A 19564-nucleotide genomic window follows, 5' to 3' on the forward strand; every position below is an offset into this window, starting at 1 on the left:
CATCGGGTCCCCGTGCGAGCGAGCGCCGGAGGCTTGTCAGGCGAACAGTTCCGATATATCGTTGACGCATCGCGACCGATCAACGAACAGAGGGATCGATCGATCAGCAGCAGGATGGAGTGAGGGCGATGCGTTCCGAAGGACAGGAATTCGGATTCGAACGTGGACATGGCCGCCATGGTGGCCACGGGGGGCCCGGCCCGCGGGGCAGGGGCCTCTTCGAGGGGCGGCGCGGGGCTTTCGGGCCCTTCGGGCCGGGCGGCCCCGGCGGCTTCGGCGGACCCGGCTTCGGCCCGGGTCCGTGGGGCGGCGGGCGCGGTGGCCGGGGAGGCCCCAGGGGCAGGGCGCGGCGCGGAGACGTACGCGCGTCGATCCTGGCGCTGCTCAAGGACCGGCCCATGCACGGCTACGAGATGATCCAGGAGATCGCCGAGCGCAGCGGCGGGGCGTGGAAGCCGAGCCCGGGTTCGGTCTACCCCACCCTCCAGTTGCTGGAGGACGAGGGCCTCATCACGAGTGCGGCCGAGGGTGGCAAGAAGCTGTTCTCGCTCACCGAGGAAGGCCGAGGCGCTGCCGAGGAGGGGCCCGAGGCGCCCTGGGAAGAGGCCGGGCGCGGGGTCGACTGGGAGACGCTGCAGGAGATCCGGCAGGCCGGCTTCGGTCTCATGGAGGCCTTCGGCCAGGTCTGGAAGACCGGCAGCAAGGACCAGCGCGACAAGGCGCTGGCGGTCATCAACGAAGCCCGCAAGAAGCTGTACCTGATCCTCGCCGACGAGGACTGACGGGCATGCTGTGGTACCTGACGGCGCCCCGTGGAAGTGTTTTCGCGGGGCGCCTCTCCGCCTACGGGAGCTGGGTGGGGGCCTCGGAGCGGATGCGGGACTCAGGTCACCAGTCCGCCCAGCTTGCGCAGCGACTCGTCGAGGGCGGCCGTCGCCGAGTCCTTGAGCTTTCCGGCCATCAGCGAGACGGCGGCGCCGGTGAACTCCCCGTCGATGCGCACCGAAGTGGCGTCGCCGACGGGGGTGAGGGTGTACCGGGTGGCGACGGTGACGGCCATCGGGCCCTTGCCGCGGATGGCCAGGACGCGGACGGGTTCCAGTTCCTCGACGGTCCAGGCGACCTCGGCCGGGAACCCCATGAGCTTCATGTTCTCCTCGAAGGTCCCGCCGATCTCGAGTGAGGTGGGGGCACCCTTGGGGAAACCGGTGTGGGTCGAGTTCCACCGGCCGTACGAGGAGAAGTCGGTGAGCTGTGCCCACACCTTCTCGGCGGGCGCCTCGATGCGTGCCTCGGCGCTGACTTCGGCCATGCGACCACCCCTTCGTGTCGTGCGCCGCGCCCGGCGCGGCTACGGTGTCGCGGAAGGTAGCCCCGGGCGCTCGAGGATTCAAGGCTGATGGACCGTCAGAAAGTGCGGAGTCCGGCCGGGGTTCCGGGTGAGGTCATCCTTGAGGAGGAGAACCCGCTCACGTCCGCCCACCCTGTGCCGGACGGGGAAATGCTGCTTCTCGGGGACGACCCCGCTCCGGGTGACTGATGGGGTGAGGGATGTGTCATCCCGTATCCCCGCGCAGCCGGCCGCCGAGAGCGGCTTCCATCGGACGGAACTCGAGGCCGGGCTCAGTGACGAGCTGGCCTCGGTGGTCTCCGCCGCGCGCAGGCGGGCGCTGCGCGACGGGGACCGGCAGATCGACACGGCCCATCTGCTGCACTCGCTGCTGGAGTCCGACCCGCGGGTGCGTGCCGTCTTCGACGGTGGCCCGCAGGTCGCCCGGCTGCTCGGCTACCTCGTCCAGCGGAGCATCGGCTACGGACTGCGCTGGCAGGGTGCCGTGGAGGACTCCGGCGCGGTGCCGGTGGCCGCCGAGGCGGGCTGGTCCCCGGCCGCGGCCGGTGCCATGGAGCGCGCGTGCGCGCGTGCCGGGCCGCGCGGTGGGACGGGGGCGCGCTGTCTCGACCTGCTCGCGGCGATCGTCGCCGATCCGCGCACGCGGGCCGTCGAGGTGCTCCGGCGCGCGGGCGTGGACGCCCGGGTGCTGCCGCCGCGCATCGAGAGCGTGTCGAGGAGCGCGTGCGCGGACGAGGAGTGGACTCGGGAGTGAACTCGGCGGCGCGGTCGTAGGCGATCTGGTGGGCGAACTCCCGTGCGGGCGTCGGAGCGGCGGGTTCGGGGACCCGTTCGGGGGCGGGGCAGGGTCCGGTGGCGGCACGGGGTCCGGTGGCGGGACGGGGTCCGGGGCCGAGACGGAATCCGGTCGGGGAGCCGCGGGCGGGTGAGTCCAGTCGCTGAGACAGGTGTCATCGGGGGTGACGCTCATGTCGTCGCCTGTCATCATGTGCCCGTGCACAGGTCTCAGGGGAATCAGGGCAATCGTGGGAAGGGCGTCGGTCTCGGCCTCGCCCTCGCGTCGGCGGTCGCCTTCGGCGGATCGGGCGTCGCGGCGAAACCGCTGATCGAAGCGGGCCTCGACCCGCTCCACGTGGTCTGGTTGAGGGTCACGGGCGCCGCCCTGGTGATGCTGCCGTCGGCCGTGCGCCATCGGGCGCTGCTGCGCCGGCGCCCCGCGCTGCTGGCCGGGTTCGGGCTGCTCGCCGTGGCCGGCGTCCAGGCCTGCTACTTCGCGGCGATCTCCCGCATACCCGTCGGTGTGGCCCTGCTCGTCGAGTATCTCGCGCCCGCGCTCGTGCTCGGCTGGGTGCGGTTCGTGCAGCGCAGGCCCGTGACGCGTGCCGCGGCGCTCGGTGTCGTGCTCGCGGCGGGCGGACTCGCCTGCGTGGTCGAGGTGTGGTCCGGGCTGGGCTTCGACGTCCTGGGGCTGCTGCTCGCGCTGGGCGCGGCGTGCTGTCAGGTCGGCTACTTCGTCCTGTCCGACCAGGGCGGCGACGCGGGGGAGGAGGCGCCGGATCCGATCGGAGTCATCGCGTACGGACTGCTCCTCGGCTCGCTGGTGCTGACGGTCGTCGCACGGCCCTGGGCGATGGACTGGCCGGTGCTGGGCCGCGACGCGGACATGAACGGGACCTCCGTGCCGGCCGCTGTGCTCCTGGGCTGGATCGTCCTGATAGCGACCGTCGTCGCGTACGTCACCGGAGTGCTCTCCGTGCGTCGCCTCTCCCCTCAGGTCGCGGGTGTCGTGGCCTGTCTGGAGGCGGTCATCGCCACGGTGCTCGCCTGGGTCCTGCTCGGTGAGCACCTGTCCGCTCCGCAGATCGCCGGAGGAGTGGTCGTGCTGGCCGGCGCCTTCATCGCCCAGTCCTCGGCGCCGGTGAAGTCCTCGGACGGGCCGGTCCTGGGCGGTGTGGCCGGAGTCGAAGCCGGTGACCCGGAAAGGGAGTTGACGGTCCGCGCCTGACGAGCGGCCCACCCGGCTCCCGCCGGGGACCCCGGGGACCACGTCGAGGCGCCGACGGAGGCCGTGGCGTGGCCCCCGTCCGACGGGGGCCGACGGCCGTCGTGGCGTCACGGGGGCATCGGGTCACGGGGGCGTGGGGCATGGGGACCCGGGGCCATGACGTCACGGACGGGGCGGACCGCCGTTCCCGGGTGAACGCCCTGTCCGCGGTACGTACGGGATGTCCTCCTACCGGGCCGTCAGATATCCGGGGAGGTCGATGCCGGGGGCGAGGTCGGCCGCGGGGATCGGCGTGCCGTGTCCCTTGGTGACGGGGACCACGCCCGTCCAGTGGGGGAGGTCCAGGTCCTCGGGGTCGTCGTTCGGGCCGCCGGTGCGGAGCTTGGCGGAGACCTCGTCCAGGTCGAGGGCGATCACCGCGGTGGCCGCCAGCTCCTTGGCGTTGGCCGCGCGCGCGTCGGCGGAGCGGCCGGGTACGACCTGGTCGACCAGCGCGTCCAGTGCCGCGCGCTTCTCGTCCGCGTCCGCGACCTGGTGGGCGACGCCGTGCACCACCACGGAGCGGTAGTTGATCGAATGGTGGAAGGCGGACCGGGCCAGCACGAGTCCGTCGACATGGGTGACGGTCACACAGACCGCCAGGCCCGGGTCGCCGCCCTCGGCCATCCGCAGGGGCCGCGATCCCGTCGAGCCGTGCAGGTAGAGGCGTCGGCCGACCCGCGCGTAGAGGGTGGGAAGTACGACCGGCGCGCCGTCCCGGACGAAGCCGAGATGGCAGACGTAGCCCTCGTCGAGTATCGCGTGGACCAGCGCGTGGTCGTACGCGGCGCGCTCCCTGGAACGGGTGGGGACGGTGCGCTCGGTCGGGGTGTAGGCGGCGGGCCGCGCCGTCCCTGGCTGTGTGCTCGTCTCCGACATTGCGCCCTCCATTGCACTAGTGCATAATCTCATTTGTGCTAGGAGAGTATCGGATCGAAGGGCGTCGCGCAGCCGACATCTCGGCGAGCGTCGAGCGCGCGGTGGGGGCCGGAGCGCTCGAACCGGGACAGGCGCTGCCGCCGATGCGGGAGTTGGCCGCGCGGCTCGGGGTGAACCCGAACACGGTGGCCGCCGCGTACCGCGTGCTGCGTGAGCGCGGGGTGATCGAGACGGACGGCAGGCGGGGCAGTCGCATCCGCTCCAAGCCCGTCACCACGGGGCGTGAGTACATCCGGGTCGAGGTGCCGAACGGGGTGCGGAACCTCGTGGACGGCAACCCGGACCGCGCGCTGCTGCCCGCTCTCACGGAGGCGTTCGCGGCGTCGGCCGCCCGGTCGGACCGGGACCCCGTGCTGTACGGGGACGACGCCGTGGAACCGGAGCTGTGGCGGCTCGCGCGCGCCGACCTCGACGCGGACGGGGTGCCCGACGGCCCCGTCGTCGTGACCTCGGGGTCGCTCGACGGCATCGAGCGCGTGCTCGCCGCCCATCTCAAGCCGGGTGACGCGGTCGCCGTGGAGGACCCGGGCTGGGGCAGCGTGTTCGACCTCGCACCGGCGCTCGGCCTGCGCACGGTACCGGTCCGGGTCGACGACGAGGGCCCGCTGCCCGACGACGTACGGCAGGCGTTGGAGGCGGGCGCCCGCGCCCTGATCGTCACGGCGCGGGCGCAGAACCCCACCGGTGCCGCCGTGACCGCCCCGCGCGCGCGGGCCCTGCGCACCGTACTGGCGCGGTACCCGCGCACCCTGCTCGTCGAGGACGACCACGGGCACCGGATCGTCGACCTGCCCCTGCATCCGCTGGCCGGGGTGACGCATCACTGGGCCCTGGTCCGCTCCGTCGCCAAGGCGTACGGCCCCGACCTGCGGCTCGCCGTGCTCACCGGGGACGCCGTCACCATGGACCGGGTGCACGGACGGCAACGGCTCGGTCCCGGCTGGGTGAGCCGGCTGCTGCAGCACGCGGTCGCGCGGCTGTGGGCGAGCGGCGCGGTGGACGTGACGGCGGTGGCGGGAGCCTACGGGCGGCGCCGGGACGCGCTGATCACCGCACTCGCGGAGCGCGGTGTCAGGGCTCACGGGCGCAGCGGGATGAACGTCTGGGTGCCCGTCCCGGACGAGACCGGCGCGGTGGCGCGGCTGTTGCACGCGGGTTGGGCGGTCGCGCCGGGCGCGCGCTTCCGGATGAGCGCGCCGCCAGGCATCCGGATCACCGTGTCGACGCTCACGGCGGACGACATCGGACCGCTGGCGGACGCCGTCGCGTCCGCCGTCGGTCCCGCGCCCGCCCGTCGCTACGTGTGAGTCAGCGGCGGGCCCTCGTCTGGGTGAGCGCCGCGCCGGCCAGGACGATCACCGCGCCGACCGGCGTGGACCAGGTCAGCGACTCGCCGAGAACGGCGACGCCCGCCGCGGTGGCGATGACCGGGATGAAGTAGGTGACCATCTGCGCGGTGGTCGGGCCCACTTCGGCGACCAGGCCGTACTGGACGAGGACGGCGAAGCCCGTACCGAGGGCGCCCAGCGCGGCCGTGGCCAGCAGCGGGACGAGCGGGAAGTGGCTCGGCGCGCTGGTGAACAGCGGCGTGACCAGGGCCAGTTGGACGGTGGCCACGAGCAGCTGGGCGCCGGTCATGGACAGGTGCGAGTGGTCGGAGCCGGCCAGGGTACGTCGGACGTAGATCCAGCCGACGGGGTAGCTCAGCGAGGCCAGCAGGGCCATCGCCGTCCCCGTGGCGTCCAGGCCGTGGAAACCCTGCCAGGCGCCGAGAACCGTCAGTACGCCGAGGAAGCCGAGGCCCAGGCCCGCGACCCTGCGCCGGGTCGGGCGGTCCTCGGACAGGGCCACCATGGACAGGGCCATGCCCCACAGCGGTGAGGTCGCGTTGCAGATGCCCGCGAGGGTGGAGGGGATCGACAGCTCCGCGTAGGCGAAGAGCGAGAACGGCAGCGCGTTGAGCAGGAGGGCCGCGACCGCGAGATGTCCCCAGGTGCGCGCGCCGCGCGGCAGCCGCTCCCGCTTCACCGCCATCGCGACCGCGAGCACCGCGGTCCCGAACATCAGCCGTCCCAGGGTGACCTGGAACGGCGCGTACCCCTCCGTGCCGACCTTGATGAGCAGGAAGCTGAACCCCCAGATCAGCGAGAGCGCGCCGAAGCGGATCCGCCAGTCGAGCGCGGCCCGGCGGCCGGACCGCCCCCGGCCGGCCGAGGCCGGGACGGCGGGAGTGGTGGGGGAGGTGGGAGCGCCGGGTGCCGACGGGACGGAGGTGGACTCCGCGGGAGCCGGATCGGCGGGGACCGGATCGCCGGGGATCTCAACGGCGATCGCCCCGGAGGGGACCGGCTGGGAGGAGCCCGATCCGGAGGGGTTCGGTCCGGAAGAGGTCGGTTCGGGGGAGGAGGTGTCCGGCGTGGCGGCGGTGGTCATGCGGTCAACCATGGAGCAGAACGATCTCGTAGCACAAGCGAGATTTCTCGACCGATATCTCGTAGCATCGCTTACATGTTGAATCTGGAGCGCCTGCGCACCCTCGACGCCCTCGCCCGGCACGGCTCGGTCAGCGGCGCGGCCGACGGGCTGCACGTGACGACCTCCGCGGTGTCCCAGCAGATGTCCAAGCTGGAACGCGAGGTGGGGCAGCAACTGCTCGCGAAGAACGGGCGGGGGGTGCGGCTCACGGACGCGGGCCGGCTCCTCGCCGACCACGCGGCGCGCATCCTCTCGCAGGTCGAGCTCGCCCAGTCCGACCTGGAGGCGCAGCGCGGTCAGGTCGTCGGCGAGCTGCGGCTGTCGGCGTTCCCGACCGCCGCGCGCGGGCTGTTCCCCACCGCGCTCGCCGCCCTGCGCGCCGACCATCCGGGGCTGCGGGTGCGTTCGTGCGAGCTGGAGCCCGAGGCCGGGGTCGCGGGCGTGGTGCGCGGTGACCTCGATCTCGCGGTGGTGCTCGACTGGTACAACAAGCCGATGCCGTTGCCCGACGGACTGGTGAAGGCGTCGATCCTCGACGACCCGGCCGAGGTGGCGGTGCCGGCCGGTCATCGGCTCGCGGACCGGACGGAGGTCGACCTGGCCGAGTTCGCCGAGGACGAGTGGATCACCTGGGGCGAGGGTGAGTTCTGCCACGAGTGGCTGATGTTCACCCTCCGCTCCAAGGGCGTCGAGCCGCAGGTCGGCCATCGCGCCGCCGAGACGCACACCCAGCTCAGCATGGTCGCCGCGGGGCTCGGCGTCTGCATCGCACCCGTGCTCGGACGTCGCCCGATGGCGGAGGGGGTCGTCACGGTGCCGCTGCGCCAGCGCGTACGGCGCCATGTGTACGTCGTCTGGCGGGCCGACGCCGACCGCCGCCCGTCGATCAGGGCGGCGGTGGAGGCGCTGCGGCTGGCCGGCGAAGGGGTCTGCTGAGGAGCCTGCCGGCGCGGCGCCCCGGTCCGCACCGCGTCCGGACGCCCCCGTGACGCCGACCGCCACCCGTCACCGCAGCGGCGGCAGCTTCCGGAAGTCCCAGGAGGCGATCGCCGTCGGGGTCAGCCGCGCCCACGCGTGCCGGCCGTCGTGGGGCATCTCCTCCAGACCGAAGTTCTTGCGCGCGAACAGGATCTCCGGGACGTCGAGTTCGGCGCACAGATCCCCGGTACGGGGAACCTCGCCCACGAACTCCACCGTCCCCGACAGCTCGACGCCCCGCAGCTGGTCGTACTCCTCCCCGGAGTCCACCACCACCGCGACGCGCGGGTCGCGCCGCAACTGGGTCCATCGCTTGCTGCGCACCACCGAGTACAGCCACAGCGAGGTGCCGTCCCAGGCGAACCAGAGGGCGCTCACATGCGGGACGCCGTCCTGCGACACCGTGGCGACGCGGCACGTGCGCTGGGTGGTGAGGAACTCGTCCAGTTCGCCGGGAGTCATCATGATCTTCCGGCCCCTGCGCTGAGTGGCGGTCATACGGTCCCCTCTTCTTCCACGTCGGCTCTTCCATGGAGGCTCTTCCACGTCGGCCCGGTATGTCGACGGAGATTCTCTGACAGCACGTCAGAAAAAGCATGAGGCGTCTTCCGTCCCCACGCAATGCCCGTTACGCTCCCCCGCCCCGGCCCTCGACGACAAGGGGCGACCGTGCCGCCGTACGAACAGCTCCGTGAACTCCTCGATCCCGCCACCACCGTGCTGCTCACCGTCGAGTGCCAGCAGGGGGTGGTGGGTCCCGGCAGCGCGCTGCCCGAACTCGCCGAACAGGCCCGCTCCTCGGGGGCGCTCACGCAGGTGGCCCGGCTGGTGGCCGCGGCGCACGGGAGCGGGGTGCAGGTGATCCACGCGGTCGCGGAGCGGCGGCCCGACGGCCGCGGCGCCAACCGCAACGCGCGGCTCTTCCGGGCGGCCGAACGGCTCCCCGTCCGCCAGTTGCCGGGGACGGCGGCGGTCGAGGTCGCGGCGCCGATCGAGGTCGCCGAGGAGGACCTCGTCGTACGCCGGCTGCACGGGCTGTCGCCGATCGCGGGGACGGACGTCGACGCGCTGCTGCGCAACCTCGGATGCCGCACCCTCGTGGTGACCGGTGTCTCCGCCAACGTGGCCGTCCCGAATGCCGTGTTCGATGCCGTGAACCGCGGCTACACCGTCGTGGTGCCCGCGGACGCCATCGCGGGAGTGCCTTCCGACTACACCCCCGCGATGGTCCGCAACACGCTGGCGCTGGTCGCCACCGTCACCACCACGGACGACGTGCTGACGTGTCTCGTGCGACCGCGTCCCTGAAGCGGCCCGGCCGGGTCAGGCGAGTTTGATCGAGTCCCCGTCCACGCTGATGTCGGCGGCCGCCAGGGCCTGGGTCGCGGGCCCCTTCTTCACGCTGCCGTCCGTGGCGGAGAACTGGCTGTTGTGACAGGGGCAGGTGATCACGCCGTCCGCGATGTCCTTCACGGCGCAGCCCTGGTGGGTGCACTTGGACGAGAAGGCCTTGAACGTGCCCGCCGTCGGCTGCGTGACCACCACGCCCTGGTCGGCGAAGACCTTGCCGCCGCCCTCCGGGATGTCGGCGGTCTTGGCGAGGACCGTGCCGCCCGCGTTCCCGGCCACGCCGTTGTCGCCGCCGCCCGAACCCCCGCTGGCCCCGCTGCTCGCGCTGTTCGCGCTGGAGGGGTCGGAGGACTTGTCGTCCGACCCGCACGCGGTCAGCGCGACGGCGAGTCCCGCCGCGCCGACCGCCGCCACGACGGTGCGGCGTGCCGGGGCCGGGGCGGGGTGAAGCGATTCGCTGGTCATGCTGACTGTCCCTCCGACGGACGTGATGGTTGATCCGTACAGAAGTACGCTCCGGCGGCGTGACCTGTTCAGGAGGTGGTGACTTCTTGACCGGATCCACGGCGGGCGGACAGGTCGTCCGCCCCGGTCGACAGCTCGTCGACAGGTTGTCGGCGAGCTGGGGTCCCGTGCGTCCGAGCGTGCCGGACAGCGGTACGCGGAGGCCCGAGGACCCGCGGGGGAGGGGCGGGGAAGACCGCAAAAGGGTGAATTGCACCACCCGCATGGCGCTCATATGGTTTATTTATGGCTATTGCGACCACGAGCCCTGTGACCGGTGAGGTAATCAAGAGCTTCGAGGAACTCACTCCGGACCAGCTGGAGGACAAGCTCGCGCGGGCGGCCGTGGCCGCGGCGGCGTACCGGCTGACGAGCGTGGAGGACCGGGCGGGCCGGCTGGATCGGGCCGCCGACCAGCTGGAGAAGGACGCCGACGACGTCAGCCGGATGATCACCACCGAGATGGGCAAGACGCTCCGGGCGGCGCGCGAGGAAGTGGCCAAGTGTGTGCACGGGCTGCGCTTCTACGCGACCGAGGGCCCCAGGTTCCTGCGGGACCTGCCGGGGGACGCGGGCCGCGTGGGTGCCAAGCAGACCTTCGTGACGTATCAGCCGATCGGCGTGGTGCTGGCGGTCATGCCGTGGAACCTGCCGCTGTGGCAGGCGATGCGGTTCGCGGCGCCCGCGCTGATGGCGGGGAACGTGGGGGTGCTCAAACACGCCTCGAACGTCCCGCAGTGCGCGCTCTATCTGGAGCGGCTCTTCCGGGAGGCGGGCTTCCCGGAGGACGTGTTCCAGACGCTGCTGATCTCCGCCCGCCGGGTCGAGGGAGTGCTGAGGGACGAGCGGGTGAAGGCGGCGACGCTGACGGGCAGTGAGCCCGCCGGACGGTCGGTGGGCACCATCGCGGGCGAGGAGATCAAGAAGGTCGTCCTCGAACTCGGCGGATCCGACCCGTTCATCGTCATGCCGTCCGCGGACCTGGAGCGTGCCACGGACGTCGCGGTGAGGGCACGGACGCTCAACAACGGTCAGTCGTGCATCAACGGCAAGCGCTTCTTCGTGCACCAGGACATCGGCGACGACTTCCTGGAGAGGTTCACGGCGAAGATGGGCGCCCTCGTGGTGGGCGACCCGATGGACGAGAACACCGACGTGGGCCCGCTGGCCACCGAGTCGGGCAGGAGCGACGTGGAGGCGTACGTCGACGACGCCCTCGGCAAGGGGGCGACGGCGCTGGTGGGCGGAGCACGCCCGGAGGGGCCGGGGTGGTTCTACCCGCCGACCGTGCTGACCGGGGTCACACCGGAGATGAAGATGTACCACGAAGAGGTCTTCGGCCCGGTGGCCCAGGTGTGGACGGTCCCCTCGCTGGAGGAGGCACTGGAGATCGCCAACGGACACCCCTACGGGCTGGGGTCGAACCTGTGGAGCGAGGACGACGACGAGCGCGCGCTGTTCGTGCGGGACGTGCAGTCCGGCATGGCGTTCATCAACGGCAACACGACCAGCTATCCGGAGATCCCCTTCGGAGGGGTGAAACGCAGTGGCTACGGACGGGAGTTGTCCGACCTGGGCATGCGCGAGTTCATGAACGCCAAGACCGTCTGGATCGGCCAGGACGCCTGACCCCCCTCCTCCCCGCGAGGTGTGACGATGAACGGAACGGACCCGGTGCCGCCCGGGCACACGGTTCCCGTGGTGGCCGTGCTCGGAACCGGGACCATGGGTGACGCCCTGGGCCGGAACATCGTGTCGGCCGGACTGGGGCTGCGCGTGTGGAACCGCAACCGGGCCGTCGCCGAACCGCTGGCCGAGGTGGGTGCGGTGGTGTGCGACACGGAGGCCGAAGCCTGCCGGGGCGCGGACATCGTCCTGACCGCGCTCGCCGACGAGCGGGTGGTCGCCGAGGTGATGGACGAGGCCCGGGACGGCCTCGGCGACGACACGGTGTGGGTGCAGGTGTGCACGGTCTCTCCCGACGGCAGCCGGCGGCTCGGTGACCAGGCCGCCGGCCTCGGCGTCTCCTACGTGGAGGCACCCGTCCTGGGCACCAAGGAACCGGCGGTGGCGGGGACGCTGACCATCCTGGCCGCGTCCCCCCAGGCGGACGCCCGCGACCGTGTCCGGCCGGTCCTGGACGCGGTCGGCACCCGCACCGTCTGGCTCGACGAGGTGGGCCGGCCCAGCAGCCTCAAACTCGCCTACAACGCCTGGGTCCTGACCACGGTCGAGGGCATCGCGGAATCCCTGGCCCTCGCCGACGCGCTCGGCGTCGACCCCCATCTGCTCATCGACGTCATCGACGGCAGCGGGCTCAACAGCGCGTACGTCCAGAGCAAGGGCCCGAAGATGGTCGACGACGACCTCGACGTCCCTTCCTTCCCCCTGGAGGCCGCCGCCAAGGACGCCGACCTGATCACCGACACGGCCCGTGCCGCCGGACTGCACCTCGGCATCGCCGAAGTGGTCCGCGAGCGACTGCGTCTCGCCGCCGACGCGGGACTCGGCCGGGCCGACGTGGCCGCCACCTATCGCGCGTCGAGACGCACCCCGGCCTGACCACCCGTCCGTCCCGGGCCGGCGTGGTCACGGTCCCCGGCCGAACCTTCGAGGGAGGAGCGATGACCCGTGCCGGTCTCGTCTCCGCGCGCCTGAGCAGCGGGCAGTTGGCGGACATCGTGGACCTGGTGGACGACGCGCAGTGGGAGCTGCCGTCCGCCTGCGCGGGGTGGCGCGTCATCGACGTGTTCGCCCACCTGGGCGCGCTGGCCCACGAGGCGGTCGAACCGCCCGCCCCGGAACCAGGCCTGCCCACGGACCGCGAGCGCTACCACGATCTGCGGGTCGACGAGCGCCGCGGCTGGACCCACGCCGAAGTCCTGCACGAATGGCGTGTGTTCACCCCCGCGCAGCTGGAGGTCCTGGAGGCGGCCCAGGAGCCGCCGCGGGCCGGGGACCCGGTCGAGGTGCCGGGACTCGGCACCTATCCGCGCCATCTCCTGGCGAACACCATGGCGTTCAACGTCCTGTGCCATCTGCGCCGCGATCTGCTCGCCCCGGACGGTCCCCTCCCGTTCACCGTCCCCGCGGAGAACGACGCCCTGGTCGCACCCGCGGTCGAGTTCATGCTCGCCGGCCTGCCCCAGATGCAGGGGCCCGAACTCACCGCCACCGTCACCGAACCACTCGTCCTCGAACTGACGGGACCCGGGGCCACCACGGTCACGGTCCTCCCGGCCGCACGACAGGACGGCCCAGAGCAGGACGTCGGGCAGGTCGCCCCGCGGCAGGAGGGAAGGCGGGACGGAACGCTGACCGTGCGCCCGGGGGCGGAGGGCGCCACCAGGATCGTCAGCACGGCGTCCGACTTCATCGCCTGGGGCACGACCCGCAAACCGTGGCGCGACCTCTGCCGCGTCGTCGGGGACCCGTCCGCCGCGACGCCGTTCCTCGACCGCCTCGACATCATCTGACACGTGAGGTGAACACGTGCTCACTGCGCACGTGCTCACTGCGTACATGCTCGCTCAGTCGAAGACGATGACCTGCCGCCCGACGATCTCGCCACGCCCCAGGGCCTCCAGGTTCTCGTTGACGTCCTCCAGCGCGACCTTGGTGACGTTGTGCTTCACGAGGCCTGCCTCGTGGAGCGAGAGCACCTCGACCAGGTCCAGATGGTTGCCCCAGAAGGAACCGAGATAGGACAACTCCATTCCCACGAAGGGGAACTGGTTGTGTTCGACACGGTGGCTCATGAGACCGGCGGCGGCCAGCGCGCCCTCGGGACCCAGCAGGTCGAACCCCATCGAGATGGACGCCTCACTGCCGACGCAGTCCAGAATCGCGTCGATGGTCCGGCGGCCCGTGAGCTCCTCCAGCTCGTCCTGGATGGCCTCGGTGGACTTGTCCCGGACGTTGACCCCGTGTTCCGCACCGTTCTCCTTCGCCACGTCCAGCTTGTTGTCCGTGCGCGCGAGGGCCACCACGGTCGCGCCGCTCCCGAGCAGCTTCGCGTACTGCACCGCGTAACTGCCCAGACCACCGATGCCGGTGACGGCGACGGTGCGGGCGGGACCGAGTTTGCCCGCGTCCCGGAGCTTTCTCATCCCCCGGTACGGGGTCATGCCCGCGTCGGTCATGGGAGCGAGGAGCTCGGGCGCCTTCGCGGCCTCCTCCGAGACGGGAACGGCGTGACGGTACTGCACCGTCATGTACTCGGCGAAGCCTCCCGGAGGGCCGAACCCCACCCACCTGCCGTTGCCGCTGCACAACTGCTCGTTGCCCTCCCGGCACTGGCGGCAGGTGCCGTCGCCCCAGCTGGGGTTGACCACGACCATGTCCCCCTCCGAGTAGCCGGCCGATTTCGGCACGCCGCTGCCCAGCCCCGCCACCCGGCCCGTGACCTCGTGGCCGGGGATGTAGGGAAGATCCACGGGGAAGGGGCCTTTGAAGTAGCCGTCGAGGAGCTGGTAGTCGCTGCGGCACATGCCGGTCGCGGCGACCTTCAGCAGAATCTCGTCCGGCGCCGGTTCGGGCACGGGCACTTCCTCGATCCGAAGGGGCTCGTTGTATCCGTGCATCCGGGCTGCTCGCATCAGCATGGGGGTGCCTCGCTTTCGCCGGCAGACGATGGTGCGCGTCGTGCGGCGCGCCGGGACCCGGAGTTCCGTCGCGGGTCGGTGGCCGCCGCATCCGATACCACCAGGTTCCTGCGCCCGCCCCGGCGGCGCATCCGGAGCCCTTCCGGCACCCCTGCCCGGCCCGAATTGCCGGGCAGGGGTGCCGGTCATAGCGTGGGAGGCCGGGTCCGCGTCCGTCGCGCCGGTGCGCCGCGGTCCGGTGGCGCGTTACGACCGACTCCGCGCACCGCGCGCCCGGCACCGCTCGTTCCTCTCCCCTCACCGACCGCGGACGAGAGGGCTGGTCATGATCAAACCCTATGGTCCCTACGACTTCATGCCGCCGCTCAGGACCTTCTCGCTGACCTCCGAGTCCGTGGCCGACGGTGAGCCCCTGGCCCCCGCGCAGGTGAGCGGCATCCTGGGAGCGGGCGGATCGGACATCTCGCCACAGTTGAGCTGGTCCGGATTTCCCGAGGAGACGCGGAGTTTCACGGTCGCGATGTTCGACCCCGACGTGCCCACCGCCTCCGGCTTCTGGCACTGGGCCGTCGCGAACCTGCCCGCCTCCGTGACCGACCTCCCGGCCGGCGCGGGGGACGGCGGTGATCTGCCGGGCGCGGGGCTGACGTTGACCAACGACGCCGGCTATCGACGGTACCTCGGCCCCGCGACACCGCCGGGCAACGGCCCGGACCGCTACTTCCTCGTGGTCCACGCCGTCGACGTGGAGGAACTGGACGTCTCGGAGACGACGTCGCCCGCGCTCATGGACTTCCTCCTGTTCACCCACGCGATCGCGCGGGCGACGCTGCACGGCACCTACGAGCGGTGAGCGACCGGGGCCCTCCGCCCCGCCCCGCCCTGTCCGGCCCGGGCGGGGCGCCGCACTGCTCGGCCGGGCCCGCGCGTCCGCGCCATCGTGGGGCCGTGAGACCGCGAGGTTGCGTGGTCACGAGGCCTCAGGGCCGGACCCACGGGGGCGACCGGCTCGGGTTCGCTCACCGATCGGTGCGCAGGATGGTGAGAAAGGCCTTCAGCTGACGGGAGACCTGCGGGACGCCGCGCCACACCAGGGCCTTCTGGTAGGTGACCGGGGGGTGGAGAGGGAGAGCGACCACATCGGCGTCGTCGGCCAGAGCCCGGTCCGTCGGTGCCGACAGGGCGATACCCGGTACGGTCAAGCTGCGGTCGCCGTCGTGGGCGACGTCGGTTCCGCGGCAACGCTGAGCATCCTGCGTTTCCTTGAGCGCAACGGATTCCCGGTGACAGCCCTCGAAATCACCGAGCCTGACACGCTGCAATTTCTCCGAAATCGCGATGTGGACTCCAGTCGCCAGAAATTCCCCTTGGTCGTCCATGGGCAGGGGAAAATTCTGGAGAATCCCGCCATCGAGGTCCTCGCCGAGCATCTGGGCATCAGGGAGGAATTGCGGTCCGGTGACGAGGTGGCCGATCTGGCGATCGTGGGAGCGGGGCCGGCCGGGCTGGCGGCAGCCGTCCACGGGGCGTCCGAAGGGCTTCGCACCCTCGTCCTGGAGGCTGAGGCGCCAGGCGGGCAAGCGGGCTCGTCGTCCATGATCGAAAACTACCTCGGCTTCCCTCTCGGAGTCAGCGGGCAGGACCTTGCGGCGCGAGCGGAGAACCAGGCACAGAAATTCGGTGCCCGCATCGCTCTCCCGCGACGCGTGGCCGGTCTCGACTGCGCGGGTCCTCCTTTCACCCTGAGAATGGAGGACGGAGACACCGTGCGCGCCCGATCGCTGGTCATCGCGACGGGTGCGCATTACCGCCGCCTGGACCTGCCGGACGTGGCACGCTTCGAGGGGAGCGGAATACAGTATGCGGCCACCGCGGTCGAAGCCCGGCTGTGTGCGGGTGAGGAGGTCGTCGTCGGCGGCGCGAATTCCGCGGGCCAGGCCGCGGTATTCCTGTCGAAGCAGGCGCGCCATGTGCATCTGCTCGTCCGCGGTCCGGCGCCGGCGTTGAAGATATCCCATTACCTGCAGGAACGTGTCCAGGCGTCCGATCGAATCAGCGTCCACGTGCACACCCGGCTCACCGCACTCGACGCTGCCCGGCATCTCGACACGGCTCACTGGGGCGACACGCGAACCGGGACCGGGACGGCCAGGAAAGTCGCCGGCGTCTTCCTCATGACCGGTGCCACTCCGAACACCGCATGGCTCGGCGACTGCCTGGAGACCGACAGGGACGGATTCCTGTGCACCGGTGCGCAAGTCACCCGGCACACGGACGCGTTCACTCGCCGCCGTGCTCACGATCTGGAAACCAGCGTCCCGGGAATCTTCGCGGTGGGCGACGTTCGTGCGGAGTCGGTCAAGCGCGTTGCCTCCGCCGTCGGTGAGGGCTCCGTCGTCGTCCCAGCCGTGCATCAGGTTCTCGGAGAGCAGGCCGCTCCACAGGACGGGTCTCGTGTCCGGGAGCCCCGGCCGCACCACGCCCCGACGGGTGCACCGCGCTGAGCCGGAGGCTCGCCGGCGAGCGTTCTCCCTGTTCGCAGGGGCTGCCGTGTGACTCCCGGTGGCGTCTCGGGACGTGCTCCGGATGCGTGCGGGGCGCGGGCGCAGGACCCTGGTGGTGGCGAAAGCCGCGGCCCCGCGACCAGGGGTGAACCCGGAGTCGTCCCCGCGTGCCGTCGATCGCCCGCGCCGCCGACGCCCGGAGCGAGGCGGGCGACCGCGAAGAACTCTGCGTCCGGGCCGAGTTGACGTGGAGACGTGCTCCATCGAGCGTGTTGGGGAAGTGGAAGCGCATGGCTCCCTTGGGGATCTTGAAATCGAGTGAGAGAAGCAGGACGGCGAGTGAGAGAAGCAGGGCAGGAAGGCCGGCCGTCTCGGCGGCCGTGCTCGCCGCCCTGGCCCTGATGCCGACGCGGGCCGCCGACGCCGTCGGTGGAGCGCCTGACAAGGGCAAGCCGACCGTGGTGCTCGTCCACGGGGCGTTCGCCGACGGATCCAGTTGGTCCGCGGTCGCGCAACGCCTGCAGAGGGACGGCTACCGGGTCATCGCCCCGCCCAACACGCTGCGCGGCATCCCGCGGGACTCGACGTATCTGAACAGTCTCCTCAAGACCATCAAGGGTCCGGTCGTCCTCGTCGGCCACTCCTACGGCGGCGAGGTGATCTCGCAGGCCGCCGCCGGAGCCGACAACGTCGAGGCGCTGGTCCACGTCAACGCGATCATGCCGGACAAGGGAGAGTCGTTCCCCAGTCTCTCCGGCAAGTCCGCCCCCGCTCCGCTCACCAAGGCGTTCCAGCCCGTACCGTTCCGTGACGGCGACGGCACGACGGGCACGGACCTCTACATCCAGCCTGCCAAACTCCACGCGACCTTCGCCCAGGACCTCCCCCGGCAGCAGACGGACGTCATGGCGTCGACGCAACGTCCCATCGCGCGGAGCGCGTTCACGGACAAGCTGACCGCCGCGGCGTGGCGGGACAAGCCCGTCCACGTGCTCGTGGGCAAGCAGGGCCGGGCCATCGACCCCGGCCTCGAACGGTACGAGGCGAAGCGGGCGCACGCACGCAGGATCGTGGAGATCGACTCGTCCCACGTCTCGCTGATCTCCCACCCCCAGGAGGTCACCGACCTCATCGTGAGCGCGGCCCGCGACTCGGGCCGACGGTAGGTGACCGGGCATGGCCTGCCGCACGGAGGGGCCGGTCGGAGTCGTCCGTAGCGGTCCGTCCGCCGGAGGAGACTCGACGGAGCGGGGCGGACGCGGACGTGCCACGGGACGCCGACGTCGTCGCCACGAACCGGTGAGCGCGTCGTGAGGAGTCCACCGGAGGGCGAGGGCAGCCGCGGGAGACGCGTGAAGCTGCTGGTCTACTCGGTCGAGGTCAGCCTGGCGAGTCTGCTGAGCTACTGGGCCACCACCAGCGTCTGGAGTGCCCATCAGTCGTACGAGGACAGCCGGCTCGGCGGGATGTGGGCCGCGATCTCCGCCATCTTCGTGGTCCGTGAATGCAAGAGACAGAGCCGGACCGCGGCGGTCGCCCGCATGTCGGCGACGCTCATCAGCTTCGCGCTGTGTCTGATCTACCTCACCTTCCTGCCCTTCCACGCGTGGGGCCTCGCCCTGCTCGTGGGACTGAGCGTCCTGATCCCCGGACTCGTCGGCAGACCCGGCGACGAGACGACCGCGGCCATCACCACGACCGTCGTCTTGGTCGTCGCGGGGCTGAACCCGCACGAGGCCTGGAAACAGCCGCTCCTGCGCCTGGCCGACACCGCGGTCGGCGTCGCCTCGGGACTCGTCGTCCTGTTCGTCACGAACGCGCTGAGCGCCCGGTGGGCGCGCGGGGGCGAGGGCAGCGGATACCCCGAGTTCTACGGTCGCACGGACCGCGTCGAGAAAAGGAGTCCTCGACATGACTGACTCGTCGCTGAAGAAGGTTCTCATCACCGGCGCGGGCTCCGGATTCGGATGCGAAGCAGCCATGCGTCTGGCACAGAAGGGCTTCGACGTGATCGCCGCCGTCGAGATCTACGCCCAGGTGCAGACGCTGAAGTGGCAGGCGGCCGAGCGCAAGGTCCAGCTGCGGGTGGAGAAGCTCGACGTCACCGACGAGGGCGACCGGCACAAGGCTCTCGACCGGGGCGTGGAGATCCTCGTGAACAACGGGGGCGTCGGAGAGGGAGGTTCGACGGTCGATGTCCCCGGCCCCGACATCCGGCACCAGTTCGAGGTCAACGTCACGGGACCGCTTCTCCTCACCCAGAGCATCGCCAAGCAGATGATCAAGCGGGGCGCGGGGCGCATCGTCTGGGTCTCCTCGCGGGAGGGCCTGAACGTCAATCCCTTCACCGGTATCTACTCCGCGTCCAAGCATGCGGTCGAGGCGGTCGCCGAGACCATGGCGTACGAGCGGCAGGAGTACAACATCGAGGTGGCCACGGTGAACCCGGGTCCGTTCCTCACCGGCTTCAACGACCGCATGTTCCAGACGTGGGAGAGCTGGGAGGACGACCCCTCCGAGAGGCTCTTCGACTACTCCGAACTCGCCTTCTCCCGCGCGCAGTTCGACCCGGCGCCGGTGTTCGCGACCCTGACCGCGGTGGCTGCCGGGGAGGTCCGGAGCTTCCGCAGTCCGGAGCCCACGTCGGTGATCGACGAGACCAGGCACCTGCAGCAGGTTCCCTGGGAGCGGAAGGTCACCGACGGCCTCGGAACACGGCACGAGGCCATCAAGAACGCCTACAAGATGCAGCCGGAGACGCCCGTCTCGATCTGACGGAGCCGGGGAGGGGGCGGCACGGCGGGACCGGTCGAGG

At 71.4% G+C, this 19564-nt stretch carries 21 protein-coding genes; 14 read left to right on the forward strand and 7 right to left on the reverse strand.

Going from position 1 to position 19564, the window contains the following annotated elements; all coding sequences use genetic code 11:
* Positions 1 to 128 precede the first annotated feature (128 nt).
* The gene (locus OG776_RS33835) at positions 129 to 782 is read left to right on the forward strand and encodes a helix-turn-helix transcriptional regulator (protein WP_329323021.1); all 654 of its coding nucleotides are present in this window, start codon (positions 129 to 131) and stop codon (positions 780 to 782) included.
* A gap of 101 nt (positions 783 to 883) precedes the next feature.
* Here the strand turns inward: OG776_RS33835 and OG776_RS33840 are convergent, their stop codons facing one another.
* Positions 884 to 1312: a type II toxin-antitoxin system Rv0910 family toxin gene (locus OG776_RS33840; RefSeq protein ID WP_148007943.1), complete on the reverse strand. Its 429-nt coding sequence runs from the start codon at positions 1310 to 1312 to the stop codon at positions 884 to 886.
* Between the two features lie 241 nt (positions 1313 to 1553).
* Here OG776_RS33840 and OG776_RS33845 point away from each other — a divergent pair, with 241 nt between their 5' ends.
* Positions 1554 to 2105: a Clp protease N-terminal domain-containing protein gene (locus tag OG776_RS33845; protein WP_148007944.1), complete on the forward strand. Its 552-nt coding sequence runs from the start codon at positions 1554 to 1556 to the stop codon at positions 2103 to 2105.
* Between the two features lie 234 nt (positions 2106 to 2339).
* Positions 2340 to 3356: an EamA family transporter gene (locus tag OG776_RS33850; protein WP_329323797.1), complete on the forward strand. Its 1017-nt coding sequence runs from the start codon at positions 2340 to 2342 to the stop codon at positions 3354 to 3356.
* 228 nt (positions 3357 to 3584) lie between these two features.
* Here OG776_RS33850 and OG776_RS33855 read toward each other — a convergent pair whose 3' ends face one another.
* On the reverse strand, positions 3585 to 4274 hold the full coding sequence (locus tag OG776_RS33855) for a pyridoxamine 5'-phosphate oxidase family protein (RefSeq protein ID WP_329323022.1): 690 nt from the start codon (positions 4272 to 4274) through the stop codon (positions 3585 to 3587).
* A 35-nt stretch (positions 4275 to 4309) separates the two neighbouring features.
* Between OG776_RS33855 and OG776_RS33860 the strand changes: the two genes are divergently transcribed.
* Positions 4310 to 5641, forward strand: coding sequence for an aminotransferase class I/II-fold pyridoxal phosphate-dependent enzyme (locus tag OG776_RS33860; RefSeq protein WP_329323023.1), 1332 nt, complete (start codon positions 4310 to 4312; stop codon positions 5639 to 5641).
* A gap of 1 nt (position 5642) precedes the next feature.
* On the opposite strand, the gene OG776_RS33865 is transcribed toward OG776_RS33860, so the two are convergent.
* Complete coding sequence (locus OG776_RS33865; RefSeq protein ID WP_261994417.1) at positions 5643 to 6767, reverse strand: DMT family transporter; 1125 nt, start codon at positions 6765 to 6767, stop codon at positions 5643 to 5645.
* 75 nt (positions 6768 to 6842) lie between these two features.
* Between OG776_RS33865 and OG776_RS33870 the strand changes: the two genes are divergently transcribed.
* Positions 6843 to 7745, forward strand: a complete 903-nt coding sequence (locus OG776_RS33870; RefSeq protein ID WP_148007947.1) for a LysR family transcriptional regulator — start codon at positions 6843 to 6845, stop codon at positions 7743 to 7745.
* A 69-nt stretch (positions 7746 to 7814) separates the two neighbouring features.
* Here OG776_RS33870 and OG776_RS33875 read toward each other — a convergent pair whose 3' ends face one another.
* On the reverse strand, positions 7815 to 8285 hold the full coding sequence (locus tag OG776_RS33875; protein WP_329323026.1) for a pyridoxamine 5'-phosphate oxidase family protein: 471 nt from the start codon (positions 8283 to 8285) through the stop codon (positions 7815 to 7817).
* A 171-nt stretch (positions 8286 to 8456) separates the two neighbouring features.
* Between OG776_RS33875 and OG776_RS33880 the strand changes: the two genes are divergently transcribed.
* Positions 8457 to 9095 carry a cysteine hydrolase family protein gene (locus OG776_RS33880; protein WP_187285509.1) on the forward strand — a complete coding sequence of 213 codons (639 nt, stop codon included), beginning with the start codon at positions 8457 to 8459 and terminating at the stop codon, positions 9093 to 9095.
* 15 nt (positions 9096 to 9110) lie between these two features.
* On the opposite strand, the gene OG776_RS33885 is transcribed toward OG776_RS33880, so the two are convergent.
* Positions 9111 to 9602, reverse strand: a complete 492-nt coding sequence (locus tag OG776_RS33885) for a Rieske (2Fe-2S) protein (protein WP_148007950.1) — start codon at positions 9600 to 9602, stop codon at positions 9111 to 9113.
* Positions 9603 to 9887: 285 nt separating this feature from the next.
* Here OG776_RS33885 and OG776_RS33890 point away from each other — a divergent pair, with 285 nt between their 5' ends.
* From OG776_RS33890 to OG776_RS33900, 3 genes are all read left to right on the forward strand, one after another.
* A complete protein-coding gene (locus OG776_RS33890) occupies positions 9888 to 11270 on the forward strand; it encodes an NADP-dependent succinic semialdehyde dehydrogenase (protein WP_148007951.1) in 1383 nt (460 codons plus the stop codon).
* 27 nt (positions 11271 to 11297) lie between these two features.
* Positions 11298 to 12203: an NAD(P)-dependent oxidoreductase gene (locus OG776_RS33895; RefSeq protein ID WP_148007952.1), complete on the forward strand. Its 906-nt coding sequence runs from the start codon at positions 11298 to 11300 to the stop codon at positions 12201 to 12203.
* A gap of 62 nt (positions 12204 to 12265) precedes the next feature.
* Positions 12266 to 13117 carry a maleylpyruvate isomerase N-terminal domain-containing protein gene (locus OG776_RS33900; protein WP_148007953.1) on the forward strand — a complete coding sequence of 284 codons (852 nt, stop codon included), beginning with the start codon at positions 12266 to 12268 and terminating at the stop codon, positions 13115 to 13117.
* 54 nt (positions 13118 to 13171) lie between these two features.
* On the opposite strand, the gene OG776_RS33905 is transcribed toward OG776_RS33900, so the two are convergent.
* Positions 13172 to 14245: an NAD(P)-dependent alcohol dehydrogenase gene (locus tag OG776_RS33905; protein WP_187285510.1), complete on the reverse strand. Its 1074-nt coding sequence runs from the start codon at positions 14243 to 14245 to the stop codon at positions 13172 to 13174.
* A 325-nt stretch (positions 14246 to 14570) separates the two neighbouring features.
* Here OG776_RS33905 and OG776_RS33910 point away from each other — a divergent pair, with 325 nt between their 5' ends.
* Positions 14571 to 15098, forward strand: a complete 528-nt coding sequence (locus OG776_RS33910) for a YbhB/YbcL family Raf kinase inhibitor-like protein (protein ID WP_329323028.1) — start codon at positions 14571 to 14573, stop codon at positions 15096 to 15098.
* Positions 15099 to 15264: 166 nt separating this feature from the next.
* On the opposite strand, the gene OG776_RS33915 is transcribed toward OG776_RS33910, so the two are convergent.
* Positions 15265 to 15447, reverse strand: a complete 183-nt coding sequence (locus OG776_RS33915) for a hypothetical protein (protein ID WP_187286106.1) — start codon at positions 15445 to 15447, stop codon at positions 15265 to 15267.
* 15 nt (positions 15448 to 15462) lie between these two features.
* On the opposite strand from OG776_RS33915, the gene OG776_RS33920 reads away from it, so the two are divergent.
* From OG776_RS33920 to OG776_RS33935, 4 genes are all read left to right on the forward strand, one after another.
* Positions 15463 to 16749, forward strand: a complete 1287-nt coding sequence (locus tag OG776_RS33920; RefSeq protein ID WP_187286107.1) for an NAD(P)/FAD-dependent oxidoreductase — start codon at positions 15463 to 15465, stop codon at positions 16747 to 16749.
* Between the two features lie 401 nt (positions 16750 to 17150).
* Positions 17151 to 17915 (forward strand): alpha/beta fold hydrolase, encoded by a 765-nt coding sequence (locus tag OG776_RS33925; protein ID WP_329323029.1) that lies wholly within the window; start codon positions 17151 to 17153, stop codon positions 17913 to 17915.
* Positions 17916 to 18101: 186 nt separating this feature from the next.
* Positions 18102 to 18668 carry an FUSC family protein gene (locus OG776_RS33930; RefSeq protein ID WP_329323030.1) on the forward strand — a complete coding sequence of 189 codons (567 nt, stop codon included), beginning with the start codon at positions 18102 to 18104 and terminating at the stop codon, positions 18666 to 18668.
* Entirely contained in the window at positions 18661 to 19524 is an 864-nt protein-coding gene (locus OG776_RS33935) for an SDR family oxidoreductase (protein WP_329323031.1), read from the forward strand. The genes OG776_RS33930 and OG776_RS33935 overlap by 8 nt, the downstream gene beginning before the upstream one ends.
* Positions 19525 to 19564: the final 40 nt, after the last annotated feature.

This window comes from Streptomyces sp. NBC_01689, assembly GCF_036250675.1.
Classification (GTDB): Bacteria; Actinomycetota; Actinomycetes; order Streptomycetales; family Streptomycetaceae; genus Streptomyces.